Source organism: Nocardioides sp. F233, from assembly GCF_057813895.1.
In genome coordinates this window covers 755,471-768,259 of the sequence record NZ_JBVASH010000002.1, presented here as the reverse complement: position 1 = coordinate 768,259, position 12,789 = coordinate 755,471, and the positions used below count along the sequence as shown (strand labels likewise).

General features: G+C 71.2%; 12 protein-coding genes. 9 read left to right on the top strand and 3 right to left on the bottom strand.

The annotated features are described in order from the left end of the window. Window positions 1-143: 143 nt before the first annotated feature. The 9 genes from ACZYRU_RS10100 to ACZYRU_RS10060 all read left to right on the top strand — a co-directional run bounded on the left by ACZYRU_RS10100 (window position 144) and on the right by ACZYRU_RS10060 (window position 9,307). Window positions 144-854: an RcpC/CpaB family pilus assembly protein gene (locus ACZYRU_RS10100; protein WP_488956950.1), complete on the top strand. Its 711-nt coding sequence runs from the start codon at window positions 144-146 to the stop codon at window positions 852-854. A gap of 7 nt (window positions 855-861) precedes the next feature. Further along, window positions 862-2,049: a CpaE/TadZ family protein gene (locus tag ACZYRU_RS10095; RefSeq protein WP_488956949.1), complete on the top strand. Its 1,188-nt coding sequence runs from the start codon at window positions 862-864 to the stop codon at window positions 2,047-2,049. 2 nt (window positions 2,050-2,051) lie between these two features. Next, window positions 2,052-3,584 (top strand): TadA family conjugal transfer-associated ATPase, encoded by a 1,533-nt coding sequence (locus ACZYRU_RS10090; RefSeq protein WP_488956948.1) that lies wholly within the window; start codon window positions 2,052-2,054, stop codon window positions 3,582-3,584. After that, the gene (locus ACZYRU_RS10085) at window positions 3,584-5,536 is read left to right on the top strand and encodes a type II secretion system F family protein (RefSeq protein WP_488956947.1); all 1,953 of its coding nucleotides are present in this window, start codon (window positions 3,584-3,586) and stop codon (window positions 5,534-5,536) included. Before ACZYRU_RS10090 ends, ACZYRU_RS10085 begins: the two co-directional genes overlap by 1 nt. Then, entirely contained in the window at window positions 5,536-6,456 is a 921-nt protein-coding gene (locus ACZYRU_RS10080; protein ID WP_488956946.1) for a type II secretion system F family protein, read from the top strand. Before ACZYRU_RS10085 ends, ACZYRU_RS10080 begins: the two co-directional genes overlap by 1 nt. Window positions 6,457-6,486: 30 nt before the next feature. Further along, the gene (locus ACZYRU_RS10075) at window positions 6,487-8,058 is read left to right on the top strand and encodes a sensor histidine kinase (protein ID WP_488956945.1); all 1,572 of its coding nucleotides are present in this window, start codon (window positions 6,487-6,489) and stop codon (window positions 8,056-8,058) included. Continuing rightward, window positions 8,055-8,705, top strand: a complete 651-nt coding sequence (locus ACZYRU_RS10070) for a response regulator transcription factor (protein WP_488956944.1) — start codon at window positions 8,055-8,057, stop codon at window positions 8,703-8,705. Before ACZYRU_RS10075 ends, ACZYRU_RS10070 begins: the two co-directional genes overlap by 4 nt. 153 nt (window positions 8,706-8,858) lie before the next feature. Continuing rightward, window positions 8,859-9,053, top strand: a complete 195-nt coding sequence (locus ACZYRU_RS10065; RefSeq protein WP_488956943.1) for a Flp family type IVb pilin — start codon at window positions 8,859-8,861, stop codon at window positions 9,051-9,053. An 83-nt stretch (window positions 9,054-9,136) separates the two neighbouring features. Next, a complete protein-coding gene (locus tag ACZYRU_RS10060) occupies window positions 9,137-9,307 on the top strand; it encodes a Flp family type IVb pilin (protein ID WP_488956942.1) in 171 nt (56 codons plus the stop codon). Here ACZYRU_RS10060 and ACZYRU_RS10055 read toward each other — a convergent pair. The 3 genes from ACZYRU_RS10055 to ACZYRU_RS10045 are packed head-to-tail and all read right to left on the bottom strand — an operon-like array spanning window position 9,297 to window position 12,768. Further along, window positions 9,297-10,565, bottom strand: a complete 1,269-nt coding sequence (locus tag ACZYRU_RS10055) for a M48 family metalloprotease (protein WP_488956941.1) — start codon at window positions 10,563-10,565, stop codon at window positions 9,297-9,299. The genes ACZYRU_RS10060 and ACZYRU_RS10055 overlap by 11 nt on opposite strands. A gap of 5 nt (window positions 10,566-10,570) precedes the next feature. Beyond that, window positions 10,571-11,782: a hypothetical protein gene (locus ACZYRU_RS10050; RefSeq protein WP_488956940.1), complete on the bottom strand. Its 1,212-nt coding sequence runs from the start codon at window positions 11,780-11,782 to the stop codon at window positions 10,571-10,573. Continuing rightward, window positions 11,779-12,768, bottom strand: a complete 990-nt coding sequence (locus ACZYRU_RS10045) for a C40 family peptidase (protein ID WP_488956939.1) — start codon at window positions 12,766-12,768, stop codon at window positions 11,779-11,781. The genes ACZYRU_RS10050 and ACZYRU_RS10045 overlap by 4 nt, the downstream gene beginning before the upstream one ends. Between the last annotated feature and the right edge of the window lie 21 nt (window positions 12,769-12,789).

Here is a 12,789-nt window from a genome sequence, read left to right as displayed (position 1 = left end):
GCGATCGGGCATCATTCGGCCCCATTTGGCCTTTTCGCTCACACCATCGCTGTCGTCTTCGCTAGCCTCGCCGTGCGCTGCAGCCGGGGAGCAGTGACCATGCACATGGGGAGCGGGAGGGCTCTGAAGTGGACCGTCGCAGGTTGTTGCTCGTCGTTGCCGCGGTGATCGCCGCGCTCGGCGTCGGGCTCGTCTTCGTCTTCGCCCGCAGCGCCGAGTCGCGCGCCGCGGAGAAGTACCAGACGACGAAGATCGTCACCGTCGCCGCAGGCAAGACCGTGCTGCCCGGCGAGAGCATCAAGTCGGCTCTCGACACCGGCAAGCTCGCCGAGACCGCCGTACCGCAGGGCCAGGTGCTCGACAACGCACTGCGCCAGAGCGACCTCGGCGACCTCGACGGCAAGGTCGCCCTGACCACGCTGTACGCCGGCGAGCAGCTGCTGTCGACCAAGTTCGGTGGCGTCGGCGACCCGGTCGACGTGGCCTCGCTGCCGCTGCCCACGGGCATGATCGCGAAGCCGGAGTCCTTCGACCTGCCGGTGGGCTCCTTCATCGAGCCCGGCTCGCAGCTCGCGGTCTTCCTGACCGTCAACCCGAGCACGCCGACCTGCCTGCTCATCGACCGCGTCACCGTGATCTCGAAGGGCGCGCAGACCGAGACGGCCACCGACACCAGCGGCGACGGCGCCGCCGAGAAGGCCCCGGCCCTGCACCTCGCCGTGACCCAGGAGCAGTTCGAGTGGCTCCAGGACGGTCGCGAGCGCGGCGAGCTCTCCGTGGCCCTGCTCAACGCAGAGAGCGAGGTCCAGCTCGACAAGACCGGACCTTGCGCCACCATCCGCGACAGCGAGTGAGGACGACATGCCGGTTCTCGTCGAACAGGATCCGTCGCTCGTCGACAGCCTGGTGCGCGCCATGCCCACCGGTTCCCACGCGGTCGCCTCGACCGAGCGGGCCCTGGCCTGGCTCGACCAGCACACGGACGAGTACGTCGTGGCCCTCGGCCCGAGCGTCGACCTCGGCGCGGCTGTCGCCACGGCCGAGGAGCTGCGCATCAAGCGCCCCACCGTCAGCGTCGTGCTGGTCCGCGACCAGTTCGACACCGAGGTACTGACCAGGGCGATGCACGCCGGCATCCGCGACGTCGTCGTCGCGGGCGGCGACGAGAAGGCGCTGACCAGTGCCGTCGAGCGCGCGCACCAGCTCTACCAGGCACTGCGCGGACCGGGCGGCGCCCGGCAGCTCGGCCGGGTCGTCACCGTCTTCTCCCCCAAGGGCGGCGTCGGCAAGACGACCTCCTCGGTCAACCTGGCCCTCGCGCTGACCGACCGCGGTGCCCGGAAGGTCTGTCTGGTCGACCTCGACCTGGCCTTCGGCGACGTCGCGATCACCATGCAGCTCTTCCCGACCCACTCGATCGAGCAGGCCGTCGGCTCGGAGGACTCGGTCGACCTCGCCATGCTCGAAGGCCTGCTGACCCGCCACCAGGACTCGCTCACCGTCCTCGCGGCCCCGGCCCACCCCGACGTGCGCGAGCGGGTCACTCCCCTGCTGATCTCGCGGATCCTGCGGGCGCTGCGCGACGGATTCGACTACATCGTCGTCGACACTTCGCCCTCCTTCGACGACGCCACCCTGACCGCGCTGGACGAGACCGACGAGTGCGTGATCGTGGCGACGCTCGACGTACCGACCCTGAAGAACGTCAAGGTCGCCCTCGAGACCATGGACATGCTGAGCATCGCCCGCGGCCACCGGCACCTGCTGCTCAACCGGGCCGACGACGAGGTCGGCATCAGCGTCGAGAAGGTCGAGAGCATCCTCAACATGCCGGTCAGCGCGCAGGTCGCGACGGCCGTCGACATCGCCGCCGCCACGAACGCCGGCACACCGATCGTCTCGCACAAGCCGGGCCACCCGGCGAGCCTCGCCTACGCGCACCTCGCGGCCTCGGTCACCGGCGAGCCGGTCGCCGCACCGTCGTCGGCCGCAGCCGAGCAGCCCGAGCCGACCCGCTCGCGCGGGCTGTTCCGCCGCGGGAGGAGCTGATCATGTCCAGCCTCTCCGAGCGCCTCGCCGCCGCGCGCCGCGAGGCCTCCGCACAGGGCCGCCACGCCGCCACCCCGAGCGCCGACGCGGAGCTCCTCGCCGAGGTCGTGAGCGTCACCGAGCAGCCCGCACCGGCGCCGGTCGCGACCCACGCCGAGGTCGACGCCCCGGCCGCACACAAGACCCCCGGTCCGCTCTCGTCGCGCGCTGCCGCCGCGGCCACCGACGGCAAGCCGGGCCGCCGCATGGCGGGCACCGAGAACGACCGCCTCGAGGACCTCAAGTCCAGCGTCCACACCGAGCTGATCAAGCAGCTCGGCCCGCACCTGTACGACGCCGAGATGGACCAGGACGAGCTCGACCAGACGGTCCGCTCGGTCCTCTCCGACGTCCTCGGCGCCCAGGACCGGCCGCTCAGCGCGGCCGACCGGGTCCGGGTGACCCAGGAGATCACCGACGACATCCTCGGCTACGGCCCGATCGACCCCTACCTGCGCGACCCCGAGGTCTCCGAGGTCATGGTCAACGGCCACGACGACGTCTGGCTCGAGCGCGACGGCCGGCTGGTCAAGGCCGAGGCGCACTTCGCCGACGAGGCCCACCTGCGCCGCACGATCGACAAGATCGTGTCGCGGATCGGCCGCCGCGTCGACGAGTCCTCCCCCATGGTCGACGCCCGCCTGCCCGACGGCAGCCGCGTCAACGCCATCGTCCCGCCGCTGGCGATCGACGGCTCCGCGCTGACCATCCGGAAGTTCTCGACCGACCCGCTGACGGTGCAGGACCTGATCAATTTCGGGTCGCTGACGCCGCAGACGGCCGACTTCCTCGACTCGTGCGTGCGCGGCCGGCTGAACGTGATCGTCTCCGGCGGTACCGGTGCCGGCAAGACCACCACCCTCAACGTCCTGTCGTCGTTCATCCCGACCGACGAGCGGATCGTGACCATCGAGGACGCCGCCGAGCTGCAGCTCAAGCAGGACCACGTGGTCCGGCTCGAGTCGCGTCCGGCCAACATCGAGGGCAAGGGCGCGGTGACCATCCGCGACCTGGTCCGCAACAGCCTGCGCATGCGGCCCGACCGCATCGTCGTCGGCGAGGTCCGCGACGCCTCCGCGCTCGACATGCTGCAGGCCATGAACACCGGTCACGACGGCTCCATCTGCACCCTGCACTCCAACGGTCCGCGCGACACGCTCGCCCGCATGGAGACGATGGTGCTGATGGCCGGCATGGACCTGCCGATCCGCGCCATCCGCGAGCAGGTGGCCTCCGCGGTCGACCTGATCGTGCACCAGACCCGGTTCAAGGACGGCTCGCGCCGGATCACCCACATCACCGAGGTCGAGCGGATGGAGGGCGACATCATCACCCTCCAGGACATCTTCGTCTTCGACAACTCGGCCGGATTCGACGAGAACGGCCGGATCCTCGGACGGCTCCGCTCGACCGGCCTGCGGCCGAAGTTCGTGGAGAAGCTGGCCTACGCCAACGTCGCCGTCGATCCCACGATCTTCCGGACGGAACGCATCTGATGCGCGGGCACCAGATCGTCCGTCGGGGAGCGGCGCTGCTGGTCGCCCTCGTCGTCGCCCTGTTCGTCGTGCTGGCCGGCACGCCGGCCTACGCCGAGGACGGCGGCATCGCGCACGTCGAGTCCACCGGCGACGGCATCCGGATCCTGGTCGACGTGCCGTCCGGCAGCCAGGTCGACCTGTCCGGGGTGACCGCGACGCTGGACGGCAAGGCGCTGGACGCGACTGCGAGCCACACGACCTCCGGGTCAGCGGTCAAGCGCACCACGGTGCTGGCGATCGACACCAGCAACTCGATGCGCAAGCAGGGCCGCTTCGAGGCGGCGCAGAAGGCCGCGTCGACCTACCTCGACACCGTGCCCGACGACGTCGAGGTCGGCATCGTCACCTTCGACAGCACCGTCGACGTCGCCCTCGAGCCGACGACCGATCGCGCCGCCGCGCGGACCGTGATCGACGGGCTCTCGCTGCAGCGCAACACGCTGCTGTACGACGGCATCATCGCCGCCAGCGACCTCGCCAGCGACACCGGGCAGCGCTCGCTGCTGCTGCTGTCCGACGGCGCCGATGCCGGCAGCACCGCGTCGATCGAGGACGCCGTGGCCACGATCAAGGACGCCGGCACCCGGGTCAGCATCGTCGGTCTGGACCTCGCCGAGGACCAGCTCATCCCGCTGCGCACGATCGCGGAGGCCGGCAGCGGCGAGGTCATCACCTCCAGCGGAACCGCCCTCGCCGCGGCCTTCGCCGAGCAGGCCGAGGCACTGGCCGACCAGGTCCTCGTCACCGCTCCCCTCCCCGACGACTTCTCCGCCAAGGTCGCCACCGTCGAGGTGAGCCTGCCGACCAGCGACGGCGAGGCCGTCGTCGCCCGCAGCCTGGCCACCATCGAGGCCGCCAGCACCCCCGGCACCGCCGCACCGCTGCCCACCATCACCGACGAGGACAGCGGCTTGACCGCCCCCAGTTGGCTGTTGTGGGTCGGCGTGGGCGTCTTCGCCGTCGGCCTGCTGTCGGTGGCCGTGCTGCTGGTCCCCGCCAAGCCCGCGCCGATGAGCATCGCGGACCGCGTGACGGCGTACAGCACCCGGGTGACGGGTGTCGAGGAGCTGGCCAGGAAGTCCGGCTCCTCGAAGCCCCAGGCCGACCCCGTCCTCGACCAGGCCAAGGCTGCAGCGGCCGAGATCCTGCAGCGCAACAGCGCCCTCAACGACCGGATGACGCGCCGGCTCGCCGCCGCGGGCAGCGAGTTCAAGCCCTCGGAGTGGCTGCTGCTGCACATCGGCGCCGTGCTCGCCGGCGGTGTCGTCGGGCTGCTGCTCGGCCAGGGCAGCATCATCCTCGGACTGCTCTTCATGCTCGTCGGCTTCGTGCTGCCGCCGTTCTACCTGCGGTTCATGGCGGGTCGTCGCAAGCGTGCGTTCGACGCCGCGCTGCCCGAGGTCCTGCAGCTGCTGTCCGGCGCGCTGAGCGCCGGCCTGTCCCTGGCCCAGGCGGTCGACACCGTCGTCCGTGAGGGACCGGAGCCGATCGCCTCGGAGTTCAAGCGGGTCCTGGTCGAGGCCCGGATCGGTGTCTCGATCGAGGACGCCTTCGAGGGTGTGGCCCAGCGCTTCGAGAGCAAGGACTTCGGCTGGGCGGTCATGGCCATCCGGATCCAGCGCCAGGTCGGCGGCAACCTCGCCGAGCTGCTCATCACGGTCGCCTCGACCATGCGCGAGCGGCAGTACCTGCGCCGCCACGTGCGCGCCCTGTCGGCCGAGGGCCGGCTGTCGGCGATCATCCTGTGCGCGCTGCCGATCCTGTTCGCGCTCTTCCTGTTCCTCACCAACCGTGAGTTCCTGCACCCGCTGGTCGCCGACATCCGAGGCTGGACCCTGTCCGTGTTCGGGGTCGGTTGGATGGTCATCGGTGCCTTCTGGATGTCCCGGATGGTCAAGGTGGAGGCCTGATGCTGCTCCTGCTCGCTCTTCTGCTCTTCGCGGCGGCCATCGCCGCGGTCGGTGCGGCCGTCGCCAAGGAGCAGCCCACGGGCCTGGCCCGGGCGCTCGAGGCGCTCGAGCGCTCCGGTCACGCCGGCCACGAGCTGGTCCAGGAAGCCGACCGGCCCTTCGCCGACCGGATCCTGGCGCCCTTCCAGGCCCGCGCCCTGTCCCTCGGGCGGCGTCTGACCGGCGCGGACAAGGCCGACCGGATCCGGCGCCGCCTCGACTTCGCCGGCAACCCGCGCGGCTGGACCATCGACCGGGTTCTCTCGATGAAGGTCATCGCCGCAGTGGCCTTCCCGGTCCTGGTCGTCGCGTACGGCGCCCTGCTGGGCGGCTCGGTCGCCATCCTGCTCGTGATCGCGCTCGCCGCCGCCGCACTCGGTTTCGTCGCCCCCGACCTCTACCTGTACAACAAGGCCGCCCACCGCGCCGACCAGATCCGCCGCACCCTCGCCGACGCCGTCGACCTGCTGACCATCAGCGTGGAGGCCGGGCTCGGCTTCGACGCGGCCCTGCAGCAGGTGGCACGCAACACCACGGGCCCCGTGGCGGAGGAGTTCTCCCGCGTCCTGCGCGAGATGCAGCTCGGCATGAGCCGCTCCGACGCGCTGAAGGCGATGGGCACCCGCAGCAACGTCGAGGACCTCAACACCTTCGTCGGCTCGATGGTGCAGGCCGACGCCTTCGGCATCCCGATCGGTCAGGTGCTGAGAGTCCAGTCGAGCGAGATCCGCGTCAAGCGCCGGCAGTACGCCGAGGAGAAGGCCCAGCAGGTGCCGGTGAAGATCATGATCCCGCTGATCCTGTTCATCCTGCCCTGCCTGTTCATCGTGGTGATGGGGCCTGCGGTCCTCAACGCGATCGACGCGTTCGGCAGCAAGTGAACAGGCGGCTCCAGCACTAGGGTGGACACCATGCCGAGCAGCCAGACGTACGCGGTGGTGGGGGCTTCCCGCCTCTTCGCGTTGCTCGCCATCGGTGGGCCCATCGTCTGGTTGCACCAGGAGCAGGGCCTGCTCGCCCTCGCCGCCGTGAGCTGTGTGTGGGTCTACCAGGCGGTGACCGCCACGCGGCGCGATCTCGAGCTCTCGCTCAGCCCGATGACCGAGGCCGCTGCGATCGGCATCATCGGCGCCCTGGCGATGGAGGACGCTCCGGTCATCCTCGCGGCCCTCGTCGTCCCCCCGCTCTACGCGACGGCCGTCGCCGGGGTCCGCACCATGTTCCGGACCGTGCTCGTCGAGCTGATCGCCGTCGTGGCGCTCGGCCTGATGTGGTGGGAGACGATCAAGACCGATCAGGCGATCGCCATCTTCACCTGGGCGATGGCCGGCCTCGGACTCAGCCTGATCGCGGCCGTCACGTTCTCGTCCGACAGGATCGCGGACCCGCTCGCGCCGTACCGCGACGCGCAGGAGCACCTCAGGCAGCTGATCGACCTTGCCGGAAGTCTCAGCTCCGGGCTCGACGTCGGGGCGCTGGGCGGTGAGCTGCTCAGCCAGGTCGGCGACGACATCCCGAACCGGGCCCTGGTTCTCTACGTGCCACGCGGTGACGCCCTGGCTCCGGTGGCGTCGACGGTCGAGCTCGGGGCTGCGGACGCGGTCGCGACCGAGACCCTTGCCGGCGACGTCCGCCTGCAGGAAGCGGACTCCGCCAGGCCGATCGAGATCGGCGAGGGGTTCGCCTTCAGGGTCAGCGACCAGGCGATCGTCGCCGGGCTCAGGCCGGTCGGCGCCGACACGTCACGGGCCCTCTCGCTGAGCGCCGTGGCACGAGACCTCTCGGACACCGCTGTCAAGCTCGACGCCGCGTTGCTCTTCGCGCAGTTCCGCGACGCCGCCACCGCCGACGAGCGCAACCGGCTGGCCCGCGAGATGCACGACGGCGTCGCGCAGGACATCGCGTCCCTCGGCTACATCATCGACGCGCTCGCTGCCCGTCCGGCCGACGAGGCGCAGGCCAAGGCCCTCGGCATGCTGCGCGACCGCGTGTCGAAGGTCGTCGCCGAGGTACGGCAGTCGGTGATGAACCTGCGCACCAGCATCGGGGAGAACGAGAGCCTCGGTGCCGCGATCAGCAATGTCGCGCGCCATCTCTCGGAGTCGTCGGGCATCCCGATCCGGGTCCGGCTCGACGAGCAGCCGACCCGGCTGCGGCCCGAGGTCGAGGCCGAGCTGTTCCGGATCGCCCAGGAGTCGATCAACAACGCGGTCAAGCACGCCCGTGCGACGTCGATCGACGTCCGGTGCCAGGTCTACGCACCGGAGGCGATCATCACCGTCACCGACGACGGCGTCGGGCTGCAGGCGGCGCGCGCGGACTCACATGGCCTGAAGATCATGCGCGAACGTGCCAGACTGATCGGCGCGGAGCTCGTGGTCCGCGACAATGCCAGCAGGGGCCTCACCGTCTCGGTGGCCCTCAAGATCCCACGGAGCGCGATCGGCAGCGACGACTCCACGATCCTCACGGAGCAGCGATGAGCGACATCACGACCGTCCTCCTGATCGACGACCACGAGCTGATCCGCGACGGCCTCGGCGCCGTCATCGACCTCGAGCCCGACCTCAGCGTCGTGGCGACCGCGGGCTCGGTGATGGAGGGCATCCAGCGCGCCCGCGAGGTGCGCCCCGACGTCGTGATCACCGACCTGCAGATGCAGGACGGCACCGGCCTCGACGTGGTCCGCACGCTGCGCAAGGAGAACGACCAGGTCGGCCTGATCGTGCTCACCATGCACTCCGGCGACGAGCAGATCTTCGCCGCGATGCAGGCCGGCGCGTCCGGCTTCGTCGGCAAGGACGCCCCCTCCACCGAGGTGATCAAGGCCGCGCGCCACGCCGCCGTCTCCCCCAAGGCCTTCGTCTGTGCCGGTCTCGTGGGCGCGATGATGCGCCGCCAGTCGGCCGAGTCGACCGCGCTGACCGAGCGCGAGCACGACGTGCTGCTGCTGCTCGCCGAGGGCCTCAACGCGGCCGCGATCGGCGCCAAGCTCTACCTCTCGGAGTCGACGACGAAGTCCCACATCGCCCGCATCTACCAGAAGCTGGGCGCCGCCAACCGCGCCCAGGCACTGGTCACGGCGATGCGGATCGGTCTGCTCTCGACGGTGCAGCCGTCGGCGCGCTGAGCCCCTCTCCTGCACGTCGGGGAGCGCTAGTCCGAAGTGACTAGCAGCGAGGAGTCGAACTCCCGATCCGCCTCTGGTGCCGGTCCGGCAGAGTTCTGTCCATCGGGGAAGCACTCCCCGGGGACACGAAGAACCAGTGCACAGGGAGACCCCATGATCCAGTACCTGCAGATCCTCATCAACGGCCGTCTCGCGCGTGCCGAGGAGCGCGGCGCGACGGCCGTCGAGTACGGCCTGCTCGTCGCGCTCATCGCCGCCGTCATCATCGGCGCGGTCGTCATCCTGGGCGGCAAGCTCAAGGGTGCCTTCGGCGGCGTCAACGACAGCCTCACCGGCGCAGGCCACTGAGCCAGTTCCGGTCCATCGACCGCGTCACCGTCATGGTGCGCGGTCGATCTGGTTTCCCGGCACTGCTGACCCGAAGGGATGTCATGACCAAGCCGAGCGTTCCCGCCGAGCGAGGCGCAACCGCCGTCGAGTACGGCCTCCTGGTCGCGCTTCTCGCTGCGGTGATCGTCTTCGCGGTGGTGCTGGTCGGCGGCGGCGTCGGCCACCTCTTCGAGAACACCAACGCCAGCTTCGACACCGCGGTCAGTCCGTAGCCCGGGCCTCGAACTGGTTGGCCAGCCCGATCCGCTGCAGCACCGTCGGGTGGGAGCCGAACCACCACTGCGACCACGCCGGAGGTGTGGGGTCGGCGTGGGACCGCAGTGCCAGACGGCGCTGGAGGTCGACGAACGCCTGGGGGGCGTTGGTCACCTCGAGCGCCGTCTGGTCTGCACGGGTCTCGATGTCCCGGCTGATGCCGTTCTGGACCGGCGCCGCCAGGAAGGTCGCGATCGCGACCAGCGCCAGCACCCGCGGTACGACGGAGACCTCGTCCGTCCCGTCGTCCGCCCGCTCCCCCGTCCGTTCGCGGCGCGGGACGGCCAGCAGGAAGCCGAGCAGCCCCGCACCGAGGGCCGCGCCCGCTGCACCGAGCAACGTCCCGGTGAGGACGTCGTCGTACTTCGCGTGGGCGAGCTCGTGCGCGACGACCGAGAGCGTCTCGTCGGTGGGCGAGCCGGACACGAGGTTGTCGTAGAGCACCACCCGGCGGCTGTTGCCGAAGCCGGACACGTAGGCGTTCAGCGTGGTCGTGCGTCGCGACGCGTCGGCGACCAGCACGTCGTCGACGTGGACGCCCTCCGCGTCGGCGAGCGCCAGCACCTGGCTGCGCAGCTGGCCGTCGGGCAGCGACTCGAAGGAGTTGAAGACCGGCTCGACGACCAGCGGGTAGGCGAACGAGCCGAGCACGACGAGGACCGCCGCCGCCAGGCCGGCCACCGCCGGCCACAGCCGCGGCAGCCGCCGGATGCAGCCGACGAGTGCGGCCACGGCGATCGACGTGCTGACGACGGTGACGAGGTAGCCCTTGACCTGGTCGACGCCCCAGTCCGCCCAGGTGCCGGCGACCAGGCCCTCGTGGAGCCCGAGCCTGCGCAGCGCGACACCGAACGGCAGGGTGACCAGCTCACCGACCAGCGTCAGGCCCGCGACCACGACGACGACGCGGACCCACCACCAGCCGCGCAGCCGGGCCGCCCAGCGCCGGCCGACCGGGCCGAAGCCCAGCCAGGCCGCAACGGCCAGCGAGACGGCCAGCCGCGACCAGCTCCAGATCCGGCCCCACAGCGCGTAGTGCTCGCCGCGGTCGATCTGCGCCCGGGTGAACACCGACGAGGCCGTCACCGGATCCGGCAGTCCGCCGGGAACGGGGTGCCACGGCACGCGGCCGACGGCGACGAGGACGAAGGCGGCCGCACCGATCAGCACGGTGCCCAGCGCGACCCTGCGCACCGCCGATCGGTCCTGCTCCACGAGGATCAGCCTGCCACGCCGGGCAACGACCGGAGCCGGTCCTGCCATGCAGCGGTGAGGTCCGGCTCGGTCCAGGCCGCGTGCTCGCGCAGCGCGGCGGCGAGGTCACCGCCGTCGCGGACCTGCTCGTAGAGCTCGACCAGCGCCCGTTCGCCGGCGTGGTCGGCGAGGGTGACGCAGACCAGCCAGGCGGCCTCGTAGACGCCACCGAGGTGGCTGGCCGTCGGATCGAACTCGCTGTCCGGCGGCAGCGTCGTCGGTACGCCGTCCTTGCGCACCTCCGCCGCGATCTGTCCGGCGGTCTTCGTGAGCGGCAGGTCGACGTCGCGCAGCGCGACGTAGTCGGCGAAGCCCTCGACCAGCCACAGCGGTGCCTGACGAGCGCCGATCGCCTCGGTGAGCGCGTGCACGGCCTCGTGGGTCATCACGACCTGCGCCGCGACGGGGTCGAGGCCGTCGTACACGCTGCGGTTGAGGAACACGTGCACCGGGCTCCCCGGGGCCTGCGAGCCGTCCACGGGAGCGGTGACGGCGGCGATCGCGGAGTACTGCCCGGGCGCGGTGTCGAGGGTGGCCCGGAGCCCCTCGGGATCGGCCGGCACCTCGACCACGAGCCCACCCCGACCGGGTACGACGGCGCGCACCTGCGTCACGGCACGTCGCGCCGCCTCCAGGTAGGCCGGAGCCCGGCTCGGGTCGCCGGCCACCGCGACGAGCACGTCACCGGAGCGCTCGACGCTCAGCGGACCGGACAGCCACAGCGGCAGCCGCGCACCGGAGCCCCCGATCGCGGAGATCGAGGCGCCGTGGCCGGCGAAGGACACCGGGAGCTCGGTGCGCGCCGAGGCCGCGTCGTGCCCCTCGATCCGCCACGTGACGGCGACCTGGCCGTCCCAGGCGTCCGCGCCGCTGGTGCGGCCGGTCTCGGTGACGTAGCGCAGGGTCACGTCGGTGAGGCCGAGGGCACCGGCGTTGGCGACGACGGCGCTCAGCAGGTCGCGGCTGCGCCCATCGGCGCCGAGGTCGGCGGCGGCCGACGCGTCACCGTCGTGGATCGCGTCCTGCAGCGCAGCCAGCGTGTCGGCAGCTGCCGCGGGATCGGCGACGTCGCTGGTCCTCACCGGCGGCGGTGCGACGTACTCGTCCTTCGAGCACGCGCCGGCGCCGAGCGCGACGACCAGCAGCGCTGCAGCGAGCGGGCGGAGCCGGGGGCTCACCCAGGCCGGACCGCTCCGGCGTAGGGCATCTCGTCGAGGTCGGAGACCTTGACGCCGGCGCCCGGGTTGGCCGCGTGCACGATCAGGCCGTTGCCGAGGTAGATCGCGACGTGGCTGATCGGGCTGTAGTAGAAGACGAGGTCACCCGGCTGCAGGTCGCTCTTGGCGACGTGCGTGCCGCTGCTGTACTGGGCGCGCGAGGAGTGCGGCAGGCTCACGTTGGCCTGGGCGTAGGCCATCATCGTCAGGCCCGAGCAGTCGAAGGCGTTGGGACCGGCGGCACCCCAGACGTAGGCGTCGCCGACCTGGGCGAGCGCGTACTTGATCGCCGCGGCAGCACGGCCCGAGGCCGGGATCGTGGTCGGGTCGATCGGACGGCCGGCGTTGCGCGAGAGGAACTCCGCGCGCTGCTCGTCCTCGAGCTTCGAGAGCAGGCCCTTGGCCTCGGCGAGCTTGGCGTCGGCGGTCTTCTTCTCCTCCGCCAGCGTCGCCTTGAGCTCCTTGATGTCGGAGCGGCGCTTCTCGGTCTGGTCCTTGCGGATGTCGTAGGCCTCGAGCTCGTCGCCGTAGTCGGCGAGGAGCGAGTCCTGGATCCCCTCCACCGTCGACATGGTGGAGAGCTCGTCGAGGAAGCCCTGGGTGTCGGAGGACAGCAGCTCGCCGGTCGCACCGAGGTTGCCGGACTGGTACTGCTGGATGAGCGAGTCGCGTACGTCGGAGCGGACGCCGGCGAGGGCGTCGCCCTGGCGGGACTGGTCGGACTCGAGGGACGACAGGTCGCTGTCGAGCTCGGTGAGCTCGAGCTCGGCGTCGTTGTAGCGCTCGGCAGCCTGCTCGGACTCGTGGAAGAGCCGGTCGACCCGGGCCTTGACGGTCTCGATGTCGGGCTCGGCCTGCGCGGGGCTGCCGCTGATCGACAGCGTGATCGCTCCGGTGACGGCAAGTGCAGCGAGCGCAGCGGTGGTACGTGTCCGGCCGTTCAGCACGAGCTGGCGGTCCCCTCTGGT